Raw genomic sequence first — 26,643 nt, 5'->3', positions numbered from 1 at the left:
AGGGAGAAAGAGTGGTAGAAGTTCTAACATTGTCTTTTATGTTCTAGATTTCTTACCGCAAGGCAAAAATGGAGATATTATGCATAATCATCATGAGGAATTCCAGTTTGCTACTGGTTCCATTTTAAATTTCGTTTGGCGAGGCATTCTTATCGGTATTGCCTCTGGTGTCGTTGTTAGTCTTTTTAGACTATTTATTGAGCTAATTTTCAAACAAGTTAAGTCTTTTTATCATCAAGCTCAGTCCAATCCTCTCTTGCTATTGCCTATTGTTGCAATTAGTTTGATATGTGTCGTCTTTATTGGTATTCTCATGAAGTCAGACTCTGATATTAAAGGTTCGGGGATTCCTCATGTTGAGGGGGAATTGAAAGGTTTACTTCACCCTAATTGGTGGAGTGTCCTCTGGAAAAAATTTGTAGGTGGTATTCTTGCCATTTCTATGGGGCTTATGTTGGGACGTGAAGGTCCAAGCATTCAATTGGGAGCTATGACTGCTAAAGGTTTGGCACACTTTTTAGAAGCAAGTCGTGTTGAAAAACGTGTTTTGATAGCAGGTGGTGCAGCAGCAGGGTTGTCTGCCGCCTTTAATGCACCAATTGCTGGCTTACTCTTTGTCGTGGAAGAAGTTTATCATCATTTTTCAAGTCTTGTTTGGGTGACAGCATTAGTTGCTAGTTTAGTTGCAAATTTTATTTCACTTAATATTTTTGGTTTGACGCCTGTTTTGGCTATGCCAGGAAATCTTCCTTCTCTTGAACTTAAACAATATTGGATTTTTCTATTATTGGGTATTTTTTTGGGTGTTTTGGGTTATATCTATGAGATTGTCATTCTAAATGTTGGTAATTTTTATGATAAACTGGGGAAAATGTTGCGTCTACCATCGTATTTTTATGGTCTTATCGCGGTTGTCTTAACCTTGCCTATTGCTTATTTTTTCCCACAACTTCTAGGTGGGGGTAACAGTATCATCACTTCTTTATCAGATAGTCACCTTACTTTGGAAATTGCCTTACTGTTTTTTATCATACGGTTTGTCTGGAGTATGATTTCCTACGGTAGCGGTCTTCCGGGAGGAATTTTTCTTCCGATTTTGACCCTTGGTGCCTTGGCAGGATTATCTTTTGCTCTCTTTTTTGAAAATATGCGGTTGCTTGATGCCAGCATCCTCCCTTTGTTTATTGTGCTTGGTATGGCAGGTTACTTCGGTGCTATATCAAAAGCTCCGCTAACGGCAATGATTTTAGTGACAGAGATGGTTGGAGATCTTCGCCAATTGATGGCCATCGGTGTGGTAACTCTGGTTTCCTATCTGACAATGGACATTTGTAAAGGAGAACCAATTTATGAAGCCATGCTTGCTAAAATGACCCTCCCATCTAATCGTGAGGTTATTGAACCGACCTTGATTGAACTCACAGTTTCAGATAAAATAGCTGGTAAATATGTTAAAGAATTAACTCTCCCCAAAAATGTTCTCATCACGACACAAGTTCATCATAAACAAGCAGAAGTTGTTACAGGAAATACACGTTTGACAGCAGGGAACACCATTTTTCTTGTTGTAAACGAACCTGAGATTGACACTGTCAGAAAACTGTTAATGTAAGATTAAAAAATCCATCTATAAAATATCTTGTATCCCCTTTCATTTTATCCTGCTTTTTGATACAATTATGTGGAAGAGGATTGTTACTGATAAGCAGGCAAAACCTAGATACTCGATGAAGTCTTTGGACTGATTTTTCGGTGTATCTAGGTTATTTATATCTCATTTGTAGGAGGACTAGAATGAAAATTGACAAGGTCTACAATAACAATGTTGTCCAAATTAGAGAAGACAGCGGGGAAGAGGCTATTGTTATGGGCAAGGGGCTAGGCTTTCAGAAAAAAGTAGGAGATGAGTTAGATCTTTCAAAGATTGAAAAGAAATTTGTCCTAGAAGATAGTAATATTGCTAATGAGTTGTCTAGGGTTTATGTAGATCTTAGTAATGAAGAGATTGAGGCTGTTTTTGATATTATCAAACATGCTCAAGAGGGGTTGGGAGTGACTTTCGAAACATCTCTTTATATTTCTTTGGCAGATCATTTGCATTTCACGCTCATTCGCCTTAAGGATAATCTGGCTATTGACAACCCATTGGGGTGGGAGGTGCGCAAGTTCTTTCCAAAAGAATTTCAGTTGGCTAAGGATGCTATTGAAATTCTTGAAAAGAAATTAGGAACACGTTTACCTGAAGACGAAGCAGCCTCGATAGCTCTGCATTTCATCAATGCTGAAAAAGATGCGGGGATGGTGGAGAAAAATTATCAACTGTCAAAGACGGTTGCTGATATTTTAGATATTGTTCGGCTTTATTATGGAACATCTTTTGATGAAGAATCCGTAAGTTATAATCGCTTTGTCACGCATGTCAGATATTTTGTTCAGCGCGTTTTGAATGGCTCTGTTCAAGGGAAAAATGATAGTTTTCTTTACGAACAAGTCAAATTAAACTATCCTGAAGCTTTTATCTGTACGCAACGTATCAAGGATTATGTAGAGTCACGCTTTAACTTTCCAATGAGTCGTGATGAGCAGGTTTATCTGACAATCCATATTCAAAGACTTGAGACTAGTAAGTGAAAAGTCCCTAGTTTTGCAGAAAAATGGCAAGTGTATTAAAGCCCTGCATTAAACCAGTAGTCTAGAGATAGAACCGTTTTATTCTTTCTTTAAAAATCAAACTCAGATGTCCTTGACTTGATATTGTACCTCAGTTTTTTCTGAGGTTTTTAAATTTTTAAGTGGCTAATTTCATTATAGAACTTTCAGTTACAATTTTTTACTGAAGATAAAATTTTTTATAAAAGCGCTTGCAATTTTGAAATGTTCTGCTATAATATAAACATAAGGATTGTTACTGGTAAGCAGGCAAAACCTAGATAAATACGAGAATGTACAGACGTTTCCATTTTGAGGAAGTGGTGTACACTTTGGTATTTGTTTAGGTTTTTTGTTTTGATAAAACCAGGTAAAAAGAAAGGAGCCGATTATGGCTAAAGATTATACTGAATTAGCACAAGACATTGTTGCCCATGTTGGTGGAAAAGACAACATTGTCAAATTAGTGCATTGTGTTACACGTCTTCGTTTCACCTTGAAAGATGAAAGCAAAGCAGATGATGACTATCTCAAACAACGAGATGGCATTGTGACCGTCGTCAAAGCTGGTGGACAATATCAAGTTGTTATTGGTAACCACGTGCCGGATGTTTATGATACTGTTCTCAAGGTTGCTGGTATCCAAGGAGAAGGCGGTATTGATGTAGATGAAGGAGATGTTCCTCAAGGTAATCTCTTTGACCGCTTCATCGCCTTGGTATCTGGTCTTTTCCAACCCATGCTGGGCGTACTTTCTGCAGCGGGTATGATTAAAGGTGTGGTTGCCATTTTAGCAGTCGTTGGTGTTGCCGAGACTGATGGCCTCTACATCATTTTAAATGCTGCTGGTGACGGACTATTCCAATTTTTACCGCTAGTCTTGGCTATTACATCAGCTAAACGTTTCAAGATGGATCAATTTACAGCGCTCGCTCTTGGCTTTGCTTTGGTATATCCTGACATTGCGGCTAGCTTTGCTAAGGGCGGTGTGAAATTCTTAGGTCTTCCAGTTATCTTCCCAACTTCAAGCTACCTTTCAACTGTACTCCCAATCATCTTGACAGTCTGGGTTGGTTCAAAGATTGAACATTTCTTTAAGAAGGTTATTCCGGATGTGGTTAAGGTCTTTGTTGTTCCTTTCTGTGTTCTCTTGCTTACAGTTCCACTTGCTTACTTAGCTATTGGTCCTGTCATGAACTATACAAGTGATTTAGTTGGTGCGCTCTTTACAGGCATTTATGGTATCAGCCCAATCCTATACGGACTTATCCTTGGTGCTGCTTGGCAAGTATTGGTTATGTTCGGTCTTCACTGGGGACTTGTTCCACTTGCTATTCTTGAATTACAACAAAATCCTTCAGGTACACTCCTTGTCGCATCAATTGCGATTTGTTTCTCACAAGCAGGTGCTTTGCTTAACATTATGTTACGTACTAAAGAAGCAAAAGTTCGTGAATTAGCTATTCCAGCACTTATCTCAGCCCTCTTCGGTGTTACTGAACCTGCTATTTATGGTATTACGCTTCCAATGCGTACACCATTCATCATGACTTGTGTTGCTGGTGCTATTCAAGGTGCATTCCTTGGTCTGATGGATGTCAAAATGTATGTTATGGGTGGTATGGGTCTTTTCTCAATTCCATCATTTATCAATGCTAAAAACTCAATGAACCTTATCTACTATTTGATTGCTATTGCTGCATCATTTGTTCTTGGTTTTGTTCTTACACAATTCACTAAAATTCCTTATCTTTACGGTGGTCCTAAAACTGTATCGGCTGATGAAAAAACAGAGGCACCAGCTGCTAATTTGAAAGTAATCAAGCAAGAAATCATTGCTAGCCCAATGATTGGTGAAGTGGTTAAACTTGAAAATGTCCCTGATGAAGTCTTCGCCTCAGGGGCTATGGGCAAAGGGATTGCCATTAAGCCTGCTGATGGTACAGTTGTTGCGCCTGTAAATGGTGAAATTACTCTTGTATTTCCAACAGGACATGCTGTTGGCATACGTACAGAAAACGGTGCAGAAATCCTTATCCATATTGGTATGGATACTGTATCTCTTGCTGGTAAAGGTTTCAAGAAATTTGTTGAAGTTGGTGATAAAGTAGAAGCGGGTCAAAAAATGATTGAATTTGATTTGGCAACTATTCGTGATGCAAATCTTCCTATCATCTCTCCGGTTATTGTGACAAATTCAGCAGATTATGACGATGTTTTGACAACTCAAGAAGCACGCGTCAATGTAGGCGACTACCTATTAACCGCTGTTAAATAATGATTGTTAACTTGGATAAGGCATCAAAGGGGCTAGGGAAATACTCCCCGGCTCCTTTTCTGTTTTTGTTAGATAGATACTCATCTATGAAAGGAGGTTTCGTTTTTAGTTAATACTGTTGGTGTTTTTCAAAGAAAGGATTAGAAACATATGAAAAAGAAACTGTTCTATTGGCTCAGCTTAGTCCTGCTACTCTTTTTAGCGGCATGTAGCCAGACCAAAAAAGAAGCTGTCACCTTTAAGAATGAAGTCACTCAAACCATCGCCAGTGGTCAGGTCAAGGGCAAGCAAGACCAGGAAAATGGGGTCTTGGAATGGCTAGGCGTTCCCTATGCAGCTGCCCCTGTCGGGGATTTACGTTGGAAGGAACCACAGACCGTTAAAGCTTGGAGAAAGACCTTTGATGCGACTAAGGCCGGTGAGAAGTTCGTTCAATTTTCTAATGGAGAAGTGGTCGGTTCTGAAGGGGACTTAAATCTGGATTTGGTACGGCCCGATACGACAGAGGCAGGTCTGCCCGTTATTGTCTTCTTGCATGGGGGAAACAACCAGACAGGCCACGCCCAAGAAATCAAGGGAAATACCTTTGTCAAGGATGTTAATGCGGTCTATGTGTCTGTCAATTACCGTTTAGGGGCTCTAGGGTTTAACCCCTTGGAGGCCTTGAAGACTGGAACTGATTTAGAAAAATCAGGTAATTTTACCCTCTTGGATATTGCGGCAGCCCTGGATTGGGTGCAAGAGAATATTGAGGTCTTTGGTGGTGATAAGGATAATGTGACACTTGCAGGATTTTCAGCTGGTGGCCGTGATGTGATGGCAACCTTAATTTCTCCCCTGTTCAAAGGAAAATATGATAAGGCGATTTCCTTTAGTGGAGGAATGACCTTAGCCAACGAGACGGATAGTCAAGATATTTTTGCGACTGCACTAGCTCCATTAGTAGTAGAAGACGGGGTAAAGTCCACAGAACTTGAAGCAAAAGAATGGTTGTTATCCAACGATCGTCAAGTAGCTGATTATCTTTATGGACTTCCTGCGGAGCGTTTGGCTTCGTTGATGGGAAATGCTGGTATTCGTATGTCTGTCTTCCCACATTTATACCAAGATGGAGTGGTGATTCCGAAAGAAGGATTTGACACTTCAGATTATAATGATGTTCCTCTCCTTTTAGTAACAGGAACCAGCGAATTTTCATTATTCACAGCTTTTGATCCGTATTTTACACAGTCTGTGACAGATGGAAGTCTATTTTCTGATGCTGACAAATTGAAAGAATTTGTATTTGCTGAGACATATGGTAGTGCCCTCTACCGACTGTCCAATACTGTGGATAGTGCCCGGAAAATGCAAGACTCCTATAAATCCCCAATCTATATAGGAGAAATTTCTTACGGTGATAATGCGGAAACTGCTCCAAAAACAGCTCAGTTGTTAGGTGCCTTTCATGGAGTATTTGAACCCTTGCTTCAACAACCATCAAATTATGCAACATTTATTGGTGAGGATTTTGAAGCCGACGGTAGCAAGCAATTAAGTCAACAGTTTAAAGCATATTTGAAAGAATTCATCGCAAATGGTAGTCCTAATGGAAAAGACTTACCACAATGGAAAAAGTGGATAGCAGGCGGGAATCAAGTGATGAAGTTTGACGCTAGTCTAGAAAAAGCAGAAATTGAATTGGGTGAAGATTCACAAACTGCTGAGGATATTGTCGCGAACCTTCGAGCAGATAGCACTTTATCTGCAGATAAAAAACAAGTTTTAATTGACAATGTGTTGAACGGTCGCTGGTTCAGTCAACCATTGGATGGTTTGAAGGTTAATGATTAGTTTATTTTTGTTGTATTAAAAAATATAAAAGTAAAAAGCAACACAAGGTGTTGACAACGGTGAAATAAAAAATAAGAGACTGGGAAAGACATCCATGATGGCTTCGCCCTCACCCACAGAATAATGAAAACGAACATAAAGCCCTCACTAGGTGTATAATCTTAGTGAGGGCTTTGTGGTTGACGAGTTAATGATGTTAGTCATCGCGGGAAAAACTAACCTACTCTACTGACGAGCACACCAAAATATGCGATAGGCATGAGTATAAAAATACGACTAAAATTTGGTAGATAAGCTCTCTAATTTTTAGAAGGCGGGAATTGTCATGGATGTTCTCTATCAATCTTGTGCAGGTATTGATGTTCATCAAGCCAATATCGTTGTCTGTATCCTACACGGCCCACTCACCTCAACTCGTCCAAAGCGTGAGATGGCTACGTTTGATACAACGACTAAAGGCCTACGTGCTTGCCACGATTTTCTCAGTCAATTTCATGTGGAAGCTGTTGGTATGGAAAGCACAGGTGTTTATTGGCGACCTGTCTGGCATACTCTATGTGATGACTTCAAGTTGATACTCGCTCAACCAGCTCATATGAAGGCTATTCCAGGTCAGAAAACCGACAAGAAGGATGCTCACTGGATTGCCAAATTAACACGGATTGGTCTGCTTCCTCGGAGTTTCGTTCCCGATGAAACCATTCAAGAATTGAGGGAGTTGACCAGACAACGAAAACATTATGTGGAAAGTCGCAATCTCCTTCAGCTACTGGTTGATGGGACGCCTATCACACCTCGCATTGTTCATCAATCCGTTTATACCAGCTTGAAGAAGAAAGTGCCGCAGCTTCTGGACTTATTGAGATCTTTCCCGCTCCCGTTTGAATTTACTATGAACATAAAGCTGCCCTTCATTAACGTGTTAAATCAAAAGTAAAAATGTTTAGATTTGACATTTGAGAAGAATTAAGCAGTCAAAAATACCTCCTTAACGAAGGTATTTTGTTTATTTCTAAAATGATTATTTGTTCAACCCAGTTTGACTTTTTTGCGTCAATGCATCGTTTTCAAAACTTAGTGTGATACTAGCTGAACGACTTTGGTCAGAATTTGATTCTGATTTAAATCCGCTAACCCACATTGCTTGTAGTTCTACCTTATCAGAAGAAACTGCCTGTGAAAAATCATCAGGTTCTCCTAAAATCTCAATTGCTTGTTTAAAAGCCATTCCATTTTCAAGTTTGTCATACATTTTCTGATCAATGGTAGCTTTTCGCGAAAAAACAAAGTTTGAAATAGAGCGAGCAATAGAACTATTTCCAAATAATTGAACTGTTACCACAACAGAGTCAAAGTTCCATGTATAAGAATCCAATGTTACATCGCCAGCAGGAGTCTGACTTTGAGAAGTTGGCTCACCGTACATCGCTTTTAATTCTTCAAGGGTTGTACCTCCCTTAAATTCATTGGCAGCCTGAGCAAGAACAATCTTATTGAAATTAAGCCGAACATCTTCATGTTCAGTTTTTGAACTGGAAGTTAACAATTCAGTATCGGAGCTAGGTGAAGTAGCCTCCTTATTTTTGTTAGAGCAGGCGGTGAGGCTAATTAGTAAGAGACTCAATGTCACGAGATAAAATCCTTTTTTCACTTGACTTTCCTTTTTAATCTTTTTCTCTTTATTATACCATATTTGAAGAGTGATAGAGCTATTTTAGGATAATTTGTGCAACGATTGGGCTAACTAGGACATAGGTAATTCCCGTGACACCGATAGCTAATCCAGCCATCGCTCCCTCAACACGACCGTATTTTAAAGCAGTTCCTGTTCCAATAGCATGCCCTGTTCCACCTAAGGCTAGTCCAACGGCAACAGGATCATCAATTTTTAATAGGGAGAGAAAGACTGGTCCCAAGACACTTGTTAGGATGCCAGTAATCACAACGACAACTAAGGTAATTGTTGTAATTCCTCCCATTTTATCGGTAATCCCAATTGCCATAGCTGTTGTCACCGACTTAGGGAAAAGAGAAATGGCAAGGAAATATTTCATCCCAAAGAGTTTGGCAATAAAAGCCGTAAAACTAGTGTTAATGACACAAGAGATGAGAATACCTAGTAAAATACTCCTAATATGATGTTTCATCAAATGAAAGGAGCGATAGAGAGGAATTCCGAGAGCAACTGTTGACGGTACAATTAACATATTGAGATAACTGCCACCAACATAATAATCCTTGTAAGAAATGCCAGTTGTTTTTAGAAAAATGATGATAAAAGCAGTGGCCAAGAGGAGTGGTGTTGTAATTGGATGAGGAAATCGTCGAAAAATTAGTATTCCAAATAGATAGGCTAAGATGGATAACATAATACCAAAAATAGGATTAGAAAAAAGTTCAGTCATGACGTGCTCCTTTGTCAATATAGTCTCCTTCGAAATTTTTCTTAATGATTTGAACAACGAAACCAATGACAGCAATATTGATGAAAATGGCTGCTAAAATTATCAATGAGATAGGAAGTAAGTAAGGTTTGATATCTGAAAATTTTTCCATAATACCTACCGCTGCAGGCAAGAAGAGAATGGTCATATTAGCCAATAAAAAATCACCAACTAGAGTAATATGTCTAAGACGAATGATTTTAAATTCTAAGGCTAGAAATAGCAAAGTTAGTCCAATAATACTTCCTGGCACAGGAAGGTGAAAAATGGATGAAATAGCTTCTCCAAGAAAGGAGAAGACAAGAATAATCATAAATTGAACGTATAATTTCATATAAAACTCCTTCGTTTATAAGTCTACTACTCTACTTATTTTTTTCAAGCACCTGAAACGTTTACATGAAAAACTTTCTGAAAAATTTGAAATAAACAGGCAATTTACAGAAAATATAACAGTATTCACCAAAAAAATAAAATGAATCTGCTCCTCAAAAACATCGCCACGAAAATAGTAGTAGGAAGGTCGTAGTACTATCAAAAATGAAAGATAAAGTCTGTTCATTTCACTGATTTAAACTTGCTAAAACCATATATCCTGTTCAATATGCCATCGTTACCGAATCTTAGAACCTGTATTCACAGTTCAGCACTCTCATCTCTTATATAAAAGCACTTCACTTGTAAATACAGGTTATTAGTGCATTAAGATGAGATTTACTTTTAAGTATAAAATAAATCAGCAAATGGCTTGACTTTTTGGTAACATTTTTGTATTGTTTAAATGGTACAAATGTTTTTACTTATTTAATATATCAGAAGGAGGCACCGTATGTCCTGGAAATTTGATGAAAAATCGCCGATTTATGCACAAATTGCGCAGCATGTTAAAATGCAAATTATCAGTCAAGAAATCAAAAGTGGCGAGCAACTTCCGACTGTTCGTGAGTTAGCAGAGATTGCCGGAGTTAACCCTAACACCATGCAACGTGCTTTCTCAGAACTAGAACGCGAAGGTATGGTCTATTCACAAAGAACGTCTGGTCGATTTGTAACAGATGATACAGAACTTATTGCACAAAAACGTAAAGAAGTAGCTGAATTAGAACTGAGAAATTTTGTTGACAATATGGCCAAGATTGGTTTTGACACTCAAGATATCCCCTCAATACTAGAAACTTATCTCAAGGAGGTTGACTAAGATGACCCAACTTTTGCAACTACATCATGTCACAAAATCATATAAAAAACAAGTTGTGATCGATGATTTGAGCCTTACTTTGCCAACTGGAAAGATTATAGGTTTGCTTGGTTCAAACGGTAGTGGTAAGACTACTTTGATAAAATTAATTAATGGCTTGCTACAACCGGATTCAGGGGATATTGTTATTGATGGTTACCGTCCTTCTATTGAAACAAAAAAGATTATTTCTTATCTCCCAGACACAACTTACTTTAGAGATTGGATGAAAATTAAAGATATTATTGACTATTTTGAGGATTTTTATGATGATTTCTCTCGTGAAAAAGCCAATTGTCTGTTGAAAGATTTAGATTTAGATCCTAATGCACAATTGAAAAATCTTTCTAAGGGAAATAAGGAAAAAGTTCAGCTCATCCTTGTCATGAGTCGTCAAGCAAAATTATATATTTTAGATGAGCCGATTGGAGGAGTTGATCCTGCAGCGCGTGACTATATTTTGCGCACAATAATAAACAACTATTCTGAAGATGCATCAGTGATTATTTCAACTCATCTCATTGCAGATATTGAGTCAGTTCTTGATGAAGTCATCTTCCTTAAAGAAGGACGGATAATTTTGCAAGGAAATGCAGATGATATACGTGAAGAATATGGCGAGTCAATTGATTCGCTGTTTCGTGATAAGTACAGGGTATAGGAGGATAATATGTTTGCAAAACTCTTAAAATACGAATTCAAGTATGTGGGAAAGTGGTATTTTGCCTTAAATAGTGCAATCCTTGTTATTGCTCCCATTTTAGGATTTTTCTTAAAATCGCTGATGGAACGAACAGATAATTTGACTTCGTCTATTATTCCTTTCTCCTTATTTTTAATTTTAGGTGCTTTAATTGCAAGTTCGTGGGCGGCGACCATATTCATTATCATCAAACGCTTCTATAACAATATTTTTGGTAGAGAAGGTTACCTAACATTAACCCTACCAGCCTCGATTCACCAGATTATCTTATCTAAGTTAGTAGCATCAATAATTTGGAGTTTCTTCAATGCTCTGGTTATTATCATCGCAATTTTATTGGTTGTCATTCCTTCTGTAGGTGTTAAAGAACTGTTGATTGTCTTACCTTATATCCATGAAATATTTCCTGAAAGCAATACGTTTTTCTTCAGTTTATATGTGCTACTATCTGCTATTGCAGGAACCTTGATGATTTACCTAGCCATAGCTTTAGGACAATTATTTACTGATCGTCGTGTGTTAATGGGCTTTGTTTTCTATGTCGTCTTAGCCATTTTGCTTTCTATTCTGTCAGTGATGTTTGTTGATAATAATCTTCTCATCAATGACCAAATTTATTCTACACGATTTTATTATTACTACTTTGTGCAGTTTATCATTGAGATTGCTATTTTTTACAGTGGCACATACTTTATTATCAAGAATAAATTAAATATTCAATAAAAAAAGCCATCAGATGTGTTAATCCATGTCTGATGGTGTTTTCTATTTTAAAAATATTTTAACTAAATCACCGCCGAAAATCCAAAGGTAACTATAACCAATGATAGATAGCGGTTTTGCAATGATGTTGATAATCATGAACTTCCGGAACGACATTTGTGTCAATCCAGTAATCATGACCATGACATCTGCTGGAGAAATAGGCGAAGCCATGCAAAAAATGAAGAATCGCTCATAACCAGGAGTTTCTAGTTTCGCTTCGTAGCGATAAAAAGTTTCTTCTGATACAAAAAGAAGAATGAACTTTCGGCCAAAGATACGAACCAATTGAAAAAGAATACCACTCCCCACTAGGATACCTATGTAGTTATAGATAAAACCCAAAACTGGACCAAAAATAAGAAAACCAGCGATGGTTGTAACTCCCCCAGGTATAACTGGAAAGACAACTTGTATAATCTGAATCAAGATAAAAACAAGTGGTCCCCAAAAACGATAGTGCTTAACAAGACTTTTCAATTCATTACTGTCATTAAGTATGCCCTGACGGTAGAGCCAGATAACAAAAACGCCTGAGGCAATGAGTGCTAATACTCCCAAAACTTTAATGACTTTTTGCCAAAATAGATAACGTTGTGACAATTTCATTTTCATGCTTCTATCATAACATATCTACTATTTTTTTGCTATTTGAAACATTATTTGCTATAATGTACAGGTGAGTATATCACATTGTCTTGTCTGGGGTCGTTACGGATTCGACAGGCATTATGAGGCATATTTTGCGACTCGTGTGGCGACGTAAACGCTCAGTTAAATATAACTGCAAAAAATACAAACTCTTACGCTTTAGCTGCCTAAAAAACAGCGGGCGTGACTTCTGTTGACTTATCTGTGGTTAGCTAGAGGTCTTATTATTAGCAGATTACGTTTGGTTATTGCCTAGCTGACCAAAAAGAGATTGATAGGCTCGCTGTGACAAGGGTTGAGTTATGTGTCGTGTCTCAGTTAAATCAAATGCATAACCTATGGTTGTAGACAAATATGTTGGCAGGTGTTTGGACGTGGGTTCGACTCCCACCGGCTCCATTTAAGGTTTTTAAAACTTCTAAACCCTTTTAGTTAAAGGGTTTTTTGCTTATATTTGTTTTAGAACCTGTATTCACAGTTCATACTCTTCGAAAATCAAGATTATCCGTTGTCAACTTGCCTTGATGAACTCAAGTTCTATCGTCGGCTTCGTTTCCTAGGCTACTTTTGATTTTCATTGAGTATCAGCGCTTCTATCCAAGGCTAGTTTTGAGTTACTCATCCGTAGTTTTTTTCAAAATACAGTCAATATTCTCTCCCAAAACTGTCTTGATTAGCGAAAACCATCTCTGATTTATAAGTACTTCGCTTGTGAATACAGATTCTTAAAGTTATAGGTATCAGGTCTTAAAAATGGAAGTGGGAAAATGCGGAGTTTAGAGAAAGTTGATATTTTGTATTTTTTTCTAATCTTCTCAAAGTCTAGCGCTGTTAGATGACCTCTAATCAGTGGAAAATGATTTGCTTTTTCTGCAATCTGGCACATTTCATAGTATAATAAAGATGTTGATATACAAAAAGAGTAGAAGATAGTACTTGTTACTTTCCTAATGTCATACAATTAAAAGCAGTCTTCACATTTAATGAAAATTAAATCAAGTTAACAGGGTCTGAATTTGGTTTTTGAAGAGTATCAGTTGAAATGCTATTACCCTTCACCTAGGATCAAGTAAAATTTGTGAGTGAATTCTTTTATTTTTGTTAAAGGATGAAATAGCCTACTTGTGTGCGAATACAATCAAGATTGACCAGTGTACAAGGAAATGATTTTCAGATATTGAACTAAATAGATAAAACTAATCGAGAAGGAGAAATTATGTTTGCCCAATTAGATACCAAAACAGTTTATTCATTCATGGATAGTCTAGTTGATTTGAAAACTTACATTGCTACGGCAAAGACTTTGGGATATAAGACCATTGGTATTATGGACAAAGATAATTTGTATGTGGCTTATCATTTTATCAAAGAAGCTCAAGCGAGTGGTTTGCAACCTGTTCTTGGTTTAGAGTTAAAAATCCTATTAGAGGCGACAGAGTTATCTCTTTATTTGATTGCCTTAAATACAAACGGTTATCAAAATTTGATGAAAATTTCGACCAGACAAATGACCGAGAGAATTTCGTTGGAAGAATTACCGACCTATCTGTCAGATATTGCCGTTATCCTTCCAGAGGATTTAGAAGCTGATAATCTAAACTTACCATTTCAATACTACATTGGTGTGTGGGAAGACTCACCTCAAAAAAATTACACAAAACCGATTCTTCCCTTACAACCTGTTCGCTATTTTAACAGTGATGATGTTGAGACGCTACACATGTTACATGCCATTCGGGATAATCTTCCCCTGAAAGATGTTCCGCCAGCACCGAACAATCAAAACCTGAAAGATTGTGCTATAGTTACCCAAGTTTTTCAGGAGAAATTTCCAGAAGCCTTGATAAATTTAGAAAAATTGGTTTCAGAAATTTCTTATGAATTCAACACTGAATTAAAATTGCCACGTTTCAATCGTCAAAAATTGGCAGTAGATGAGTTGGCAGAGTTAACTGAACAGGGCTTGAAAAAGAAAAACCTTTGGTTACCTGCTTATCAGGAAAGGCTGAAGCATGAACTGACTGTTATTCACAAAATGGGCTTTGATGATTATTTTCTTATCGTTTGGGATTTACTGCGTTTTGGTCGTAGCCGCGGTTACTATATGGGAATGGGCCGTGGTTCCGCTGCTGGAAGTCTAGTTTCCTTTGCATTAGATATCACAGGTATTGACCCCGTCAAAAATAATCTACTTTTTGAACGTTTTCTAAACGAAGAGCGTTACAGCATGCCTGATATTGATATTGATTTGCCTGATATTTACCGTAGTGAATTTTTACACTATGTTCGCAATCGATATGGTAGCTTGCATTCTGCGCAGATTGTGACTTTTTCTACATTTGGTGCCAAACAAGCTATTCGTGATGTTTTTAAACGTTTTGGCGCCCCCGAATATGAATTGACCAATATCACTAAAAAAATAGGTTTTCGAGATAATTTGACGAGTGTTTATGAAAACAATCTAGCTTTTCGCCAAATTATCAACAGTAAAATGGAATACCAGCGTGCCTTTGCTATCGCCAAGCGAATTGAAGGCAATCCACGACAGACCTCCATTCATGCAGCAGGCGTTGTGATGAGTGATGACAATTTGACTGATCACATTCCGCTTAAAGCAGGCGAGGATATGATGATTACACAATATGATGCCAGCGCTGTTGAAGCAAATGGTTTGCTAAAAATGGACTTTTTAGGATTACGTAATCTGACCTTTGTTCAAAAAATGCAGGAAAAACTTGCCAAAGAATACGGTCAAGTCATTGATATTAAGTCTATCAATTTAGAAGATGAGGCAACAATGGCCCTTTTTGCTTCAGGGAAAACTAAGGGAATTTTCCAGTTTGAGCAAAGCGGAGCAATCAATCTTTTAAAACGAATCAAACCTAGGAAATTCGAAGATATTGTTGCAACAACGAGTCTTAATCGTCCAGGAGCCAGTGATTACACAGAAAATTTTATTCGGCGTCGTTTTGGTCAGGAAGCGGTTGATTTGATTGACCCGGCCATCTCATCTATCCTTGAACCAACTTATGGCATCATGCTTTACCAAGAGCAGGTTATGCAAATTGCGCAGATTTATGCTGGATTTACACTTGGAAAGGCCGATTTACTTCGTCGTGCAATGTCAAAGAAAAATTTGACAGAGATGAAGAAAATGGAAGCTGAATTTTTGAGCGGTGCCCAACAACTAGGTCATCCTTTGGAGACTGCTCAAAATTTATTTGAACGCATGGCTAAATTTGCTGGTTATGGTTTTAATCGAAGTCATGCTTTTGCATACTCGGCCTTAGCTTTTCAGCTTGCTTACTTCAAAACACACTACCCAAGTGTTTTCTTTGATGTTATGTTGAATTATTCCAGTGCTGATTACATCACTGACGCTATGGACTTAGGATTTACTCTAGATGGATTTGACATCAATAACGTTCCTTACTCTGATAAAATTTCCAATGGTCGTATATCTCTGGGGTTACGGAACATTAAAGCGATTTCTCGCGACATGGCATACTGGGTCATTGAAAACCGCCCATTTAGCAATGTTGAAGATTTTCTAACACGTTTGCCTGCGAATTATCAAAAGAACGAATACATTTTACCTTTGATTAGAGTAGGAGCCTTTGATAAGTTTGATGGAAACAGACACAAAATAGAGGAAAATCTCGAAAATCTCTTTGTATTTGTTAATGAATTGGGGAGTCTTTTTGCGGATACATCCTATAATTGGATTGAACTTGATGATTATTCTTCGGCAGAAAAGTACCAGATGGAGCAGGAAATTCTTGGTGTAGGACTTAGTCCCCATCCACTTGCGGAGATTGCCAAACGTTCTAGTCAGAAATTTACAGCCTTAGCTGATTTACAAGAAAATACCCAGACAACTGTTTTAGTTGAGTTGATTGACAATCATGTAATTCGTACTAAATCGGGTCAACAAATGGCTTTTCTCAAAGTAACAGATACCCATAAAAAGACGGATGTTACCCTATTTCCAGAAACATTTGCACAATACAGGGATCAGTTGAGGGTGGGAGCGTATTACTACTTGACTGGGAAAATTCAGAAGCGTGATGGTCGTCTACAAATGGTGATGACACGGGCACAAGAAGTTAGTTCGGAACGGCTATGGCTACTATTAGAAAATCATCAAAATGACCAAGTAATCTCTGAGTTGTTGGGAGAATACCCAGGAAGCTACAACGTTGTTCTTCACTATCAAGATAGTAAGCAAACCTTGCAATTACAGAATATTTCAGTAAAAAAATCGCGAGAACTGCTTGAAAAGCTAAAACCCTATGTTATGAAAACGATTTTTCGGTGAAAAAAATAAAGCTTTTTGCTAACGAATGTGCTATAATAGGGACGTTAGATTAATAATAAGGAGTATAGGAAATGAAACGTATTGCTGTTTTGACTAGTGGCGGTGACGCTCCTGGTATGAACGCTGCTGTTCGTGCAGTTGTTCGTAAAGCAATTTCAGAAGGAATGGAAGCCTATGGTATCAACCGTGGATACGCGGGAATGGTGGAAGGTGATATCTTCCCATTGGATGCTCAAAGTGTTTCAAATACTTTGTCACACGGTGGAACATTCCTCCAATCAGCTCGTTACCCTGAGTTTGCAACACTTGAAGGGCAACTAAAAGGTATTGAACAGCTTAAAAAACACGGCATCGAAGGTGTTGTCGTTGTTGGTGGAGATGGTTCATATCATGGTGCTATGCGTTTGACTGAGCATGGTTTCCCAGCAGTTGGTGTTCCTGGAACAATTGATAATGACATCGCTGGAACTGACTATACAATTGGTTTTGATACAGCTATCAACACAGCGACAGAAGCTTTGGATAAAATTCGTGATACTTCATTTAGTCACGGTCGTACTTTTGTTGTTGAAGTCATGGGTCGTAATGCCGGAGACATCGCTCTTTGGGCGGGTATTGCAGCAGGTGCCGACCAAATTATCATCCCAGAAGAAGCCTATGATATCAACGAAGTTGTTCGTAAAGTTCGTGAAGGCTATGAAGAAAAAGGAAAACATCGCCACATTATCGTTCTTGCTGAAGGTGTGATGCATGCAGAAAAATTTGCTCAGTTGATGAAAGAAGCTGGTGATACAAGTGACCTTCGTGCAACGAACTTAGGTCATATCCTTCGTGGTGGTGCACCAACTCCACGTGATCGTGTTCTCGCATCATGGATGGGGGCACATGCGGTTACACTTCTTAAAGAAGGACGCGGCGGTCTTGCTGTCGGTGTGCACAACGAACAACTTGTAGAAAGTCCAATCCTTGGAACAGCAGAAGAAGGTGCTTTGTTCACATTGACAGAAGACGGTAAGATTATTGTTAATAATCCACACAAAGCACGTCTTGACTTGGCTCAATTGAACCGTGACATCGCTCACTAAGAAGTCTGTTTTACCTATTCATTTTAGTTATCAATGTCGTAAATCGACAAAAAAATAAAGGGAGTTTCATATTATCATGCATAAACGTGTAAAAATTGTTGCTACACTCGGACCTGCGGTAGAAATCCGCGGCGGTAAAAAATTTGGTGATGATGGTTATTGGGGTGAAAAACTCGATCATCAAGCATCAGCTGAAAAAATCGCTGAATTGATTAAAGAAGGAGCTAATGTTTTCCGTTTCAACTTCTCACACGGGGACCATGCTGAACAAGGTGAACGTATGGAAGTCGTTCGTAAAGCAGAAGAAATCGCTGGTCAAAAAGTTGGTTTCCTTCTTGATACTAAAGGACCTGAAATTCGTACAGAATTGTTCGAAGGTGATGCTAAAGAGTACTCATACAAAACTGGTGAAGTGATTCGTGTTGCTACAAAACAAGGTATCAAATCAACTCGTGAAGTTATCGCTTTGAACGTTGCAGGTGCACTTGATATCTTTGACGATGTTGAAGTTGGTAAACAAGTTCTTGTTGATGATGGTAAACTTGGACTTAAAGTTATCGAAAAAGATGCTGACAAACGTGAATTTGTCGTTGAAGTTGAAAATGATGGCATCATTGCTAAACAAAAAGGTGTAAACATTCCTTACACTAAAATTCCTTTCCCAGCACTTGCTGAACGTGATAACGCTGATATCCGTTTTGGTCTTGAACAAGGTCTTAACTTCATCGCTATCTCATTTGTACGTACTGCAAAAGATGTTAACGAAGTTCGTGCAATCTGTGAAGAAACTGGTAACGGACACGTTCGTTTGTTCGCAAAAATTGAAAACCAACAAGGTATCGACAACATCGATGAAATCATCGAAGCAGCTGATGGTATCATGATTGCTCGTGGTGACATGGGTATTGAAGTACCATTTGAAATGGTGCCAGTTTACCAAAAAATGATCATCACTAAAGTTAATGCAGCTGGTAAAGCAGTTATCACAGCAACAAACATGCTTGAAACAATGACTGATAAACCACGTGCAACTCGTTCAGAAGTATCTGACGTCTTCAACGCTGTTATCGACGGTACAGACGCAACAATGCTTTCTGGTGAGTCAGCTAACGGTAAATACCCAGTTGAATCAGTTCGTACAATGGCTACAATTGATAAAAATGCTCAAACTCTTCTTAAAGAGTATGGACGTCTTGATTCATCTAAATTCCCACGTGAAACTAAAACAGAAGTTGTTGCGTCAGCAGTTAAAGACGCTACAAATTCAATGAACATCAAACTTGTTGTTGCCCTTACAGAATCTGGTTCAACAGCGCGTGCTATTTCTAAGTACCGTCCAGAAGCTGATATCTTGGCAGTAACATTTGATGAGAAAACTCAAAAATCACTTATGATTAACTGGGGTGTTATTCCAGTTGTTACTGAAAAACCAGCTTCAACAGATGATATGTTTGAAGTAGCTGAAAAAGTTGCTCTTGAATCAGGTCTTGTTGAATCAGGTGACAACATCATCATCGTAGCAGGTGTTCCAGTAGGATCAGGTGGAACTAATACAATGCGTATCCGTACAGTAAAATAAGGCGATAAGTCAGAAATCTTTGATTTTGTTGACGTATCCCTGTCAGGAGTGCTAGGATACTTACAATTCAGAAAATGAAGAGTATCCAGCCGTTTACGACGAAAAAAGTCTATCATATCAAGCGTTTAGAGCTTGTTTGATAGGCTTTTTTTGCTTTGAAGAGTAAGCTAGAGTTTGGATGAGAAGTCTTATTGCAAAGTTTCAATTAGAAATGAGGGCTTTTTTTATTGTCCAAAAAATGATATACTATTCAAGTATAGAATTGGAGTTGTTATGGTTAAACGTGATTTTATTAGAAATATTATCCTAGTTTTATTAGCGATATTAGTTTTTATTTTGATGAGAATTTTTATTTTCTCCACCTTTCGTGTTCATGAAGATGCTGCGAATCAATATCTGAAAAATGGCGATGTGGTTTTAGTGAATCGCAACAAGCAGCCCCAGTACAAAGACTTTATTGTTTACGAAGAGGATGGTATTTTCTATATTAGCCGAGTCATTGCTACACAAGGGCAATCGGTGACTTACATGGATGATATTTTTTATTTGGATAATGCCATTGAATCTCAGGATTACATAGAGTCGTTGAAGAGTAGTTACCTTTCCCAAGCACCAGCGGGTTCCCTCTTTACCGATGATTTCACAGTTGAGACAATTACTGGCAAGACTGGTAATGTTGTTCCAAAAGGGAAATATTTGGTTCTGAATGACGATCGACAAAATACGAATGATAGTCGGAAATTTGGTCTGATTAGTCAATCACAAATCAGAGGTGTAGTAACCTTTAGGTTGCTTCCGTTGGGTAATTTTGGTTTTATTGATGTGGAGTAGTTTTTGACTACTCTTTTTTAATTTGATAAACTGACTATACCAATTCTTTAGTTGACAAAAAAAAAATAAAGTTATATACTGTTTTCATCAAGTTTTGGTGGTGGATTATTAGACTATACCAATTCTTAAATTTAACTTAAGGAGAAAGTAGTGGGCATATTTGCCGACTATCAGTAAAAAATATGTGTGGTATTGTAGGTGTCGTTGGAAGTCGTAACGCGACAGATATTTTAATGCAAGGTCTTGAAAAACTGGAGTATCGTGGCTATGATTCGGCAGGGATTTATGTTCTAAATGGTGCTGCTAATGGTCGTTTAATCAAGTCGGTTGGTCGTATCGCTGATCTTCGATCGAAAATTGGGATTGACGTTGCAGGTTCTACTGGTATCGGGCATACACGTTGGGCGACACACGGACCTGCATCAGAAGAGAATGCTCACCCACACACTTCAGAAACAGGACGTTTTGTCCTGGTTCATAATGGTGTGATTGAAAATTACCTTCAAATCAAAGATGATTATCTTTCAAATCACACCTTGAAAGGACAAACAGACACTGAAATTGCTGTTCACCTTGTTGGTCAATTTGTAACAGATGGTTTGTCTGTCTTGGAAGCTTTCAAAAAAGCTTTGCATATCATCGAGGGATCATATGCTTTTGCGCTAGTGGATTCTGAAAATCCTGATACCATTTATGTTGCTAAGAACAAATCACCACTCTTGATTGGACTTGGTGAAGGTTACAATATGGTTTGTTCTGACGCTATGGCGATGATTCGCGAAACCAGCGAATTTATGGAAATTCATGACAAAGAACTAGTTGTCTTAACTAAAGATAGTGCGACAGTAACAGATTATGATGGTAATGCGATTGAACGTGGTAGTTACACGGCAGAACTTGATTTGTCTGATATCGGTAAAGGAACTTATCCTTACTACATGCTCAAAGAAATCGATGAACAACCTACTGTAATGCGTAAATTGACCAAGGCTTATACAGATGACGATGATAAGATTATTGTTGATCAAGAAATTATTGATGCTGTCAAAGAAGCAGACCGTCTCTATATTATTGCAGCAGGGACTTCTTATCATGCTGGTTTTGCAGCTAAAACCATGCTCGAAACTTTAACAGAAACACCAGTTGAATTAGGAATTTCATCAGAATGGGGTTATAATCAACCACTGCTCAGCAAAAAGCCTTTGTTTATCTTCATTAGTCAGTCGGGTGAAACTGCTGATAGCCGTCAGGTTTTGGTACATGCCAATGAACTAGGTATTCCAAGCTTAACAGTGACCAATGTTCCAGGTTCAACGCTTTCTCGTGAAGCGACCTATACTATGCTTCTTCATGCTGGTCCAGAGATTGCTGTTGCCTCAACCAAAGCCTATACAGCTCAAATTGCAACTCTTGCTGTACTGGCTAAGGCAGTAGGTGAGGCTATTGGTAATCAAGCTGCTAAAGATTTTGATTTAGTACATGAATTTGCCATTGCAGCACAATCAATTGAAGCGACCTTAACCGAAAAAGATCTGATTGCTGCAAAAGTTGAAAAACTTCTCAGTACTACTCACAATGCTTTCTACATTGGTCGTGGGAATGATTACTATGTTGCAATGGAAGCATCTTTGAAATTAAAGGAAATTTCTTACATTCAGTGTGAAGGTTTTGCAGCGGGGGAATTGAAACACGGTACTATTTCATTGATTGAAGATGGCGTGCCTGTGTTAGCACTTATTTCAGGCTCAGAACGTATTGCAGCACATACTCGCGGAAATATCCAAGAAGTTGTAGCACGCGGTGCTAATGTGTTAACGATTGTTGAAGAAGATTTGGCAAAAGAAGGTGATGATATCATTATAAACAAAGTCCACCCATTCTTGACAGCGATTTCGATGGTTGTGCCAACACAGTTAATCGCATACTTTGCAACCCTACAACGTGGTCTTGATGTTGATAAACCACGTAATCTAGCCAAATCAGTTACAGTTGAATAAAGATTAACAACATAAAAGTTAGGTAGAAGTACCTAGCTTTTATATTGTCTCCTTAGAACTTTTAAATAAGAGATCGTTTTTCGCTAATCAAGCCATTTTTTTGAGAGAATACTGACTGTATTTTGAAAAAAAGTTCTTGAGTCTTTGGAAATCAGAATCAGTCAACAAAGTCTAAAAAATGATGAAATGCAAACCAAAAGACAAGCTCAGTTCATCCAATCGTGTAGATACAGGAGTAATATAGTAAAATGAAACACAAATAGTACATAATGTGATATAATGTACTTATGGCATATTCATTAGATTTTCGTAAAAAAGTTCTCGCATACTGTGAGAAAACCGGCAGTATTACTGAAGCATCTGTTGTTTTCGATATTTCACGCAACACCATCTATCAATGGCTAAAATTAATGGAGACTACTGGCGAACTTCATCACCAAGTTAAGGGAACCAAACCAAGAAAAATTGATAGAGAAAAATTAAAGAACTATCTTGAAGCTTATCCAGATGCTTTTTTGACTGAAATAGCTTCTGAATTTGGCTGTCATCCAACAGCTATTCATTACGCTCTCAAAGCTATGGGATATACTCGAAAAAAAAGAGCTGTACCTACTATGAACAAGACCCTGAAAAAGTAAATGAGTTCCTTAAAGAATTTAATAACTTAAGTCACCAGACACCTGTTTATATTGATGAGACAGGGTTTGAGACATATTTTCATCGAGAATATGGTCGCTCTTTGAAAGGTCAGTTGATCACGGGTCAGGTCTCTGGAAGAAGATTCCAGCGGATATCTTTAGTCGCAGGTCTTATAAACGGTGAGATTATAGCCCCAATGACCTACAAAGAAACCATGACTAGTGACTTTTTCGAAGCTTGGTTCAAAACATTCTTACTCCCCACTTTAGATAGACCATCTGTTATCATTATGGACAATGCAAGGTTTCATAGGATGAGTAAGCTAAAAGAGTTATGCAAGGAGCAGGGGCATAGACTTTTACCACTTCCTCCTTACTCACCTGAGTATAATCCCATTGAGAAAACATGGGCTCAAATCAAAAAACACCTCAGAAAAGTATTGCCAAATTACGATACTTTTCTTGAGGCACTTTTGTCCTACTCCTGTTTCAATTAACTATATATTTAGTTGGTTATAAGAAATTGTGATTTACTCAGATACCGAAGGTCTGAGAGTTAACCATTTTTGTTTCACTTTTATCTTTTTTGATATTTGAAAACAATTTCAGAAACCTACTATCTTGCTAAATACTCATGAGTACAGTAGAATAAAGGTATATCGTTTTAAAGGAGAATTTATGTCGTTACCAAATTGCCCAAAATGTAATTCTGAATATGTTTATGAGGACGGCATCTTGCTGGTTTGTCCAGAATGTGCTTATGAATGGGATCCAAATGAAGTCGCAGAAGAAGAGGGACTTGTTGTCCTTGATAGCAACGGAACTCGCTTAGCTGACGGTGATACTGTAACAGTTATCAAAGATTTGAAAGTAAAAGGTGCTCCCAAAGACATCAAGCAAGGTACTCGTGTTAAGAATATCCGTCTTGTTGAAGGTGATCATAATATTGATTGTAAAATTGATGGTTTTGGTGCCATGAAACTCAAATCAGAATTTGTTAAAAAAATTTAGAACCTGTATTCACAAGTAAAGTGCTTTTAGATAAGAGATAGTTTTTAATACTCAATGAAAATCAAAAGTAGCCTAGGAAACGAAGCCGACGGTAGAACTTGAGTTCATCAAGGCAAGTTGACAACGGATAATTTTGATTTTCGAAGAGTATAACTAATCAAGGTAGTTTTTGAAAGAATACTGACAGTATTTTAAAAAACTAACAATGAGTAGCTGAAAACCTAGCCTTAGATGGGAGTGCTGTACTGTGAATACAAAGTCTAAGCGAGACAGCAGCTATTTCATTTTAAGTGAAGTAGCTGTATTTTTATAAGCTTTTTTTCTTTATGACTCTTCTAAATCGTCTGAAAATTTGCTATAATGTCATTATATCGAAAATAGGAGAGGCTATGTCATATATATTACAAGTTTTGCCTAGCTTGTTGAACGGCGCTGTGGTGACTTTACAGGTTTTCTTTATTGTCATTGTTTTGTCTATTCCGCTAGGTGCGATTCTTGCTTTTTTGATGCAAGTAAAATTTAAACCTTTGCAGTGGTTATTGACCCTCTATGTCTGGGTCATGCGTGGAACTCCTCTACTCTTGCAGTTAATCTTCTTTTATTACGTTTTACCTAGCGTTGGTATTACTTTTGACCGGATGCCAGCTGCAATTTTGGCCTTTGTGATGAATTATGCAGCCTACTTTGCTGAGATTTTCCGCGGCGGTATTGAGGCTATCCCTAAAGGGCAGTATGAAGCGGCAAAGGTTTTGAAATTTACCCAGTTACAAACGATCCGTTTCATCATCTTGCCTCAAGTGATTAAGATTGTTTTACCAAGTGTTTTCAATGAAGTCATTAACCTTGTCAAAGATTCTTCATTGGTTTATGTTCTTGGTGTTGGTGATCTTCTTTTGGCAAGTAAGACTGCGGCAAATCGTGATGCAACTTTAGCGCCGATGTTTATCGCAGGAGCTATTTATCTCATCTTGATTGGTGTGGTGACAATCTTGTCTAAGCGTGTTGAAAAGAAGTTTAGCTTTTATAAATAAGAGGTGACCAGATGTTAGAATTAAAAAATATTTCAAAACAATTTGGTCAGAAACAGATTTTTGACCACTTTAATCTCATCATTGAGGACGGTAAGGTTTTATCACTTGTCGGCCCTTCAGGTGGAGGTAAGACAACCCTTCTGCGTATGCTTGCTGGTTTGGAGAAGATTGATTCTGGAGAAATTATTCATAACGGCAAAGAGGTTCCAATCAATCATTTGGAAAATCTCAATTTGCTTGGTTTTGTTTTTCAAGATTTCCAGCTTTTCCCTCATTTGACTGTTTTAGATAATCTGACGCTTTCACCAGTTAAAACAATGAACATGGACAAAGAAACTGCCAAGAAAAAAGCTATGGATTTACTTGAACGCTTAGGTCTTGGAGAACATGCTGACGTCTATCCGTATTCGCTCTCTGGTGGGCAAAAACAACGTGTTGCCTTGGCGCGTGCTATGATGATTGACCCACAGATTATCGGCTATGATGAGCCGACCAGTGCTCTGGATCCTGAGTTACGTCAGGAAGTTGAAAAGTTAATCTTGCAAAATCGTCAAGCTGGCATCACTCAGATTGTTGTCACACACGATTTGCAATTTGCAGAAAACATTTCAGATAATATTTTAAAAATCAATCCAAAATAAGAAAGTTCTAGGTGTGTTTATGAAGTTGAAAAAAGTTTTATTAGGTGCAGTAACCTTGTTTGCGGCAGTTTCTCTAGCAGCCTGCGGGTCAAAAAGTTCGACAAGTAAGGATAATTGGGAAACCTACGCGTCTAAAAAATCAATCACGATTGGTTTTGATAATACTTTTGTGCCAATGGGGTATGAAGATGACAAGGGCAATAATGTCGGTTTTGACATTGATTTGGCAAATGCAGTCTTCAAAGAATATGGCATCAAAGTTAAATGGCAACCAATTAATTGGGATTTGAAAGAGACTGAATTAAAAAATGGCAAAATTGACTTGATTTGGAATGGCTATTCTATCACAAAAGAGCGTCAAGCCAAAGTAGCTTTCACAAATCCTTACATGAAAAATGAACAAGTTCTTGTGACCAAAAAATCATCGGGTATTGATAGTTTTGAGGGTATGAAGGACAAGGTTCTTGGGGCTCAGTCTGGTTCATCAGGATATGATGCCTTCACATCTAAGCCTGAAGTTTTGAAAGACCTTGTAAAGGGTAATGACGCGACACAATATGAAACTTTCACACAGGCACTTATTGACCTTAAAAATGATCGTATTGACGGACTTTTGATTGACCGTGTGTATGCAAATTACTACCTCGCTCAGGAAGGTGAACTCGACCAATACAATATCATTGAAAGCAAATTTGACGGTGAAGACTTTGCCGCAGGTGTGCGCAAAGAGGATAAGACATTAGTAAAAAAAGTTAATGCTGCCTTCAAGAAACTATATGAGACTGGAAAATTCCAAGAAATCTCTAAAAAATGGTTTGGCGAAGACGTTGCAACGGATGAGGTTAGCAAATAAGTGTCTTCTATGGACGAAGCATACCTTAATTGTTAGATAAAAATCAGCTATTCACGATTATTGAACAGCTGATTTTTTGTTAAGTAAGAGTTTTTGTTCCAG

At 37.9% G+C, this 26,643-nt stretch carries 21 protein-coding genes, 1 other RNA gene and 1 pseudogene; 19 read left to right on the top strand and 4 right to left on the bottom strand.

Annotated features, from left to right (window positions below):
* Positions 1 to 79: 79 nt before the first annotated feature.
* The 5 genes and pseudogenes from ABZ559_RS08295 to ABZ559_RS08275 form a co-directional block, all read left to right on the top strand.
* Entirely contained in the window at positions 80 to 1,612 is a 1,533-nt protein-coding gene (locus ABZ559_RS08295) for a chloride channel protein (protein ID WP_367005943.1), read from the top strand.
* Between the two features lie 182 nt (positions 1,613 to 1,794).
* Complete coding sequence (licT, locus tag ABZ559_RS08290; RefSeq protein WP_367005941.1) at positions 1,795 to 2,631, top strand: BglG family transcription antiterminator LicT; 837 nt, start codon at positions 1,795 to 1,797, stop codon at positions 2,629 to 2,631.
* A 409-nt stretch (positions 2,632 to 3,040) separates the two neighbouring features.
* Complete coding sequence (locus tag ABZ559_RS08285) at positions 3,041 to 4,927, top strand: beta-glucoside-specific PTS transporter subunit IIABC (RefSeq protein WP_367005940.1); 1,887 nt, start codon at positions 3,041 to 3,043, stop codon at positions 4,925 to 4,927.
* Positions 4,928 to 5,077: 150 nt separating this feature from the next.
* Complete coding sequence (locus ABZ559_RS08280) at positions 5,078 to 6,760, top strand: carboxylesterase family protein (RefSeq protein ID WP_367005939.1); 1,683 nt, start codon at positions 5,078 to 5,080, stop codon at positions 6,758 to 6,760.
* Between the two features lie 325 nt (positions 6,761 to 7,085).
* Positions 7,086 to 7,622 (top strand): annotated as a pseudogene (locus ABZ559_RS08275) (transposase); the annotation flags it as partial.
* A 159-nt stretch (positions 7,623 to 7,781) separates the two neighbouring features.
* Here ABZ559_RS08275 and ABZ559_RS08270 read toward each other — a convergent pair.
* The 3 genes from ABZ559_RS08270 to ABZ559_RS08260 are packed head-to-tail and all read right to left on the bottom strand — an operon-like array spanning position 7,782 to position 9,538.
* Positions 7,782 to 8,411, bottom strand: a complete 630-nt coding sequence (locus ABZ559_RS08270; protein WP_367005937.1) for a DUF3862 domain-containing protein — start codon at positions 8,409 to 8,411, stop codon at positions 7,782 to 7,784.
* 58 nt (positions 8,412 to 8,469) lie between these two features.
* Entirely contained in the window at positions 8,470 to 9,165 is a 696-nt protein-coding gene (locus ABZ559_RS08265; RefSeq protein WP_367005936.1) for an LrgB family protein, read from the bottom strand.
* Positions 9,158 to 9,538 (bottom strand): CidA/LrgA family protein, encoded by a 381-nt coding sequence (locus tag ABZ559_RS08260; protein WP_018376263.1) that lies wholly within the window; start codon positions 9,536 to 9,538, stop codon positions 9,158 to 9,160. Before ABZ559_RS08260 ends, ABZ559_RS08265 begins: the two co-directional genes overlap by 8 nt.
* A gap of 495 nt (positions 9,539 to 10,033) precedes the next feature.
* On the opposite strand from ABZ559_RS08260, the gene ABZ559_RS08255 reads away from it, so the two are divergent.
* The 3 genes from ABZ559_RS08255 to ABZ559_RS08245 are packed head-to-tail and all read left to right on the top strand — an operon-like array spanning position 10,034 to position 11,867.
* Positions 10,034 to 10,402, top strand: coding sequence for a GntR family transcriptional regulator (locus ABZ559_RS08255; RefSeq protein WP_273403156.1), 369 nt, complete (start codon positions 10,034 to 10,036; stop codon positions 10,400 to 10,402).
* 1 nt (position 10,403) lies between these two features.
* Positions 10,404 to 11,102: an ABC transporter ATP-binding protein gene (locus tag ABZ559_RS08250; RefSeq protein WP_018376265.1), complete on the top strand. Its 699-nt coding sequence runs from the start codon at positions 10,404 to 10,406 to the stop codon at positions 11,100 to 11,102.
* 9 nt (positions 11,103 to 11,111) lie between these two features.
* Positions 11,112 to 11,867 (top strand): ABC transporter permease, encoded by a 756-nt coding sequence (locus ABZ559_RS08245; RefSeq protein WP_277290941.1) that lies wholly within the window; start codon positions 11,112 to 11,114, stop codon positions 11,865 to 11,867.
* A 42-nt stretch (positions 11,868 to 11,909) separates the two neighbouring features.
* Here ABZ559_RS08245 and ABZ559_RS08240 read toward each other — a convergent pair whose 3' ends face one another.
* Positions 11,910 to 12,521 (bottom strand): TVP38/TMEM64 family protein, encoded by a 612-nt coding sequence (locus ABZ559_RS08240; RefSeq protein ID WP_026217187.1) that lies wholly within the window; start codon positions 12,519 to 12,521, stop codon positions 11,910 to 11,912.
* A gap of 89 nt (positions 12,522 to 12,610) precedes the next feature.
* Here ABZ559_RS08240 and ssrA point away from each other — a divergent pair.
* The 11 genes from ssrA to ABZ559_RS08185 all read left to right on the top strand — a co-directional run bounded on the left by ssrA (position 12,611) and on the right by ABZ559_RS08185 (position 26,541).
* Positions 12,611 to 12,959, top strand: a transfer-messenger RNA (tmRNA) gene (gene ssrA / locus ABZ559_RS08235).
* Between the two features lie 814 nt (positions 12,960 to 13,773).
* Positions 13,774 to 16,875 carry a DNA polymerase III subunit alpha gene (locus ABZ559_RS08230; RefSeq protein WP_367005933.1) on the top strand — a complete coding sequence of 1,034 codons (3,102 nt, stop codon included), beginning with the start codon at positions 13,774 to 13,776 and terminating at the stop codon, positions 16,873 to 16,875.
* A gap of 71 nt (positions 16,876 to 16,946) precedes the next feature.
* Positions 16,947 to 17,960 (top strand): 6-phosphofructokinase, encoded by a 1,014-nt coding sequence (gene pfkA / locus ABZ559_RS08225; RefSeq protein ID WP_018376269.1) that lies wholly within the window; start codon positions 16,947 to 16,949, stop codon positions 17,958 to 17,960.
* Positions 17,961 to 18,036: 76 nt separating this feature from the next.
* On the top strand, positions 18,037 to 19,539 hold the full coding sequence (pyk, locus tag ABZ559_RS08220; RefSeq protein WP_018376270.1) for a pyruvate kinase: 1,503 nt from the start codon (positions 18,037 to 18,039) through the stop codon (positions 19,537 to 19,539).
* Positions 19,540 to 19,812: 273 nt separating this feature from the next.
* Positions 19,813 to 20,370: a signal peptidase I gene (lepB, locus tag ABZ559_RS08215; RefSeq protein WP_367005931.1), complete on the top strand. Its 558-nt coding sequence runs from the start codon at positions 19,813 to 19,815 to the stop codon at positions 20,368 to 20,370.
* A 182-nt stretch (positions 20,371 to 20,552) separates the two neighbouring features.
* Positions 20,553 to 22,367 (top strand): glutamine--fructose-6-phosphate transaminase (isomerizing), encoded by a 1,815-nt coding sequence (gene glmS / locus ABZ559_RS08210; RefSeq protein WP_367005930.1) that lies wholly within the window; start codon positions 20,553 to 20,555, stop codon positions 22,365 to 22,367.
* 287 nt (positions 22,368 to 22,654) lie between these two features.
* A protein-coding gene (locus tag ABZ559_RS08205) for an IS630 family transposase (protein ID WP_367005928.1) occupies positions 22,655 to 23,502 on the top strand; the annotation gives its coding sequence in 2 pieces (ribosomal slippage) (positions 22,655 to 22,958 and positions 22,958 to 23,502; 849 coding nt in all).
* A gap of 181 nt (positions 23,503 to 23,683) precedes the next feature.
* A complete protein-coding gene (locus tag ABZ559_RS08200; protein WP_002891088.1) occupies positions 23,684 to 24,016 on the top strand; it encodes a zinc ribbon domain-containing protein YjdM in 333 nt (110 codons plus the stop codon).
* 389 nt (positions 24,017 to 24,405) lie between these two features.
* The gene (locus tag ABZ559_RS08195) at positions 24,406 to 25,047 is read left to right on the top strand and encodes an amino acid ABC transporter permease (RefSeq protein ID WP_018376273.1); all 642 of its coding nucleotides are present in this window, start codon (positions 24,406 to 24,408) and stop codon (positions 25,045 to 25,047) included.
* Positions 25,048 to 25,058: 11 nt separating this feature from the next.
* Positions 25,059 to 25,688: an amino acid ABC transporter ATP-binding protein gene (locus ABZ559_RS08190; protein ID WP_018376274.1), complete on the top strand. Its 630-nt coding sequence runs from the start codon at positions 25,059 to 25,061 to the stop codon at positions 25,686 to 25,688.
* Positions 25,689 to 25,707: 19 nt separating this feature from the next.
* Positions 25,708 to 26,541: an amino acid ABC transporter substrate-binding protein gene (locus ABZ559_RS08185; RefSeq protein WP_367005926.1), complete on the top strand. Its 834-nt coding sequence runs from the start codon at positions 25,708 to 25,710 to the stop codon at positions 26,539 to 26,541.
* Positions 26,542 to 26,643: the final 102 nt, after the last annotated feature.

The sequence above is a fragment of the Streptococcus sp. ZY19097 genome (assembly GCF_040731245.1).
GTDB lineage: Bacteria > Bacillota > Bacilli > Lactobacillales > Streptococcaceae > Streptococcus > Streptococcus orisratti.
Note: the sequence above shows the minus strand (reverse complement) of the source record. Positions and strands in the feature narration are given on the sequence as shown.

Bases quoted from the DNA above. Each gene is read 5' to 3' on its own strand.
- glmS (WP_367005930.1), top strand. From the start codon at position 20,553: ATGTGTGGTATTGTAGGTGTCGTTGGAAGTCGTAACGCGACAGATATT.
- ABZ559_RS08240 (WP_026217187.1), bottom strand. From the start codon at position 12,521: ATGAAAATGAAATTGTCACAACGTTATCTATTTTGGCAAAAAGTCATT.
- ABZ559_RS08260 (WP_018376263.1), bottom strand. From the start codon at position 9,538: ATGAAATTATACGTTCAATTTATGATTATTCTTGTCTTCTCCTTTCTT.
- ABZ559_RS08195 (WP_018376273.1), top strand. From the start codon at position 24,406: ATGTCATATATATTACAAGTTTTGCCTAGCTTGTTGAACGGCGCTGTG.
- licT (WP_367005941.1), top strand. From the start codon at position 1,795: ATGAAAATTGACAAGGTCTACAATAACAATGTTGTCCAAATTAGAGAA.
- lepB (WP_367005931.1), top strand. From the start codon at position 19,813: ATGGTTAAACGTGATTTTATTAGAAATATTATCCTAGTTTTATTAGCG.
- ABZ559_RS08230 (WP_367005933.1), top strand. From the start codon at position 13,774: ATGTTTGCCCAATTAGATACCAAAACAGTTTATTCATTCATGGATAGT.
- ABZ559_RS08265 (WP_367005936.1), bottom strand. From the start codon at position 9,165: ATGACTGAACTTTTTTCTAATCCTATTTTTGGTATTATGTTATCCATC.
- ABZ559_RS08250 (WP_018376265.1), top strand. From the start codon at position 10,404: ATGACCCAACTTTTGCAACTACATCATGTCACAAAATCATATAAAAAA.
- pfkA (WP_018376269.1), top strand. From the start codon at position 16,947: ATGAAACGTATTGCTGTTTTGACTAGTGGCGGTGACGCTCCTGGTATG.
- ABZ559_RS08245 (WP_277290941.1), top strand. From the start codon at position 11,112: ATGTTTGCAAAACTCTTAAAATACGAATTCAAGTATGTGGGAAAGTGG.
- ABZ559_RS08200 (WP_002891088.1), top strand. From the start codon at position 23,684: ATGTCGTTACCAAATTGCCCAAAATGTAATTCTGAATATGTTTATGAG.
- ABZ559_RS08280 (WP_367005939.1), top strand. From the start codon at position 5,078: ATGAAAAAGAAACTGTTCTATTGGCTCAGCTTAGTCCTGCTACTCTTT.
- ABZ559_RS08185 (WP_367005926.1), top strand. From the start codon at position 25,708: ATGAAGTTGAAAAAAGTTTTATTAGGTGCAGTAACCTTGTTTGCGGCA.
- ABZ559_RS08255 (WP_273403156.1), top strand. From the start codon at position 10,034: ATGTCCTGGAAATTTGATGAAAAATCGCCGATTTATGCACAAATTGCG.
- ABZ559_RS08190 (WP_018376274.1), top strand. From the start codon at position 25,059: ATGTTAGAATTAAAAAATATTTCAAAACAATTTGGTCAGAAACAGATT.
- ABZ559_RS08295 (WP_367005943.1), top strand. From the start codon at position 80: ATGCATAATCATCATGAGGAATTCCAGTTTGCTACTGGTTCCATTTTA.
- pyk (WP_018376270.1), top strand. From the start codon at position 18,037: ATGCATAAACGTGTAAAAATTGTTGCTACACTCGGACCTGCGGTAGAA.
- ABZ559_RS08285 (WP_367005940.1), top strand. From the start codon at position 3,041: ATGGCTAAAGATTATACTGAATTAGCACAAGACATTGTTGCCCATGTT.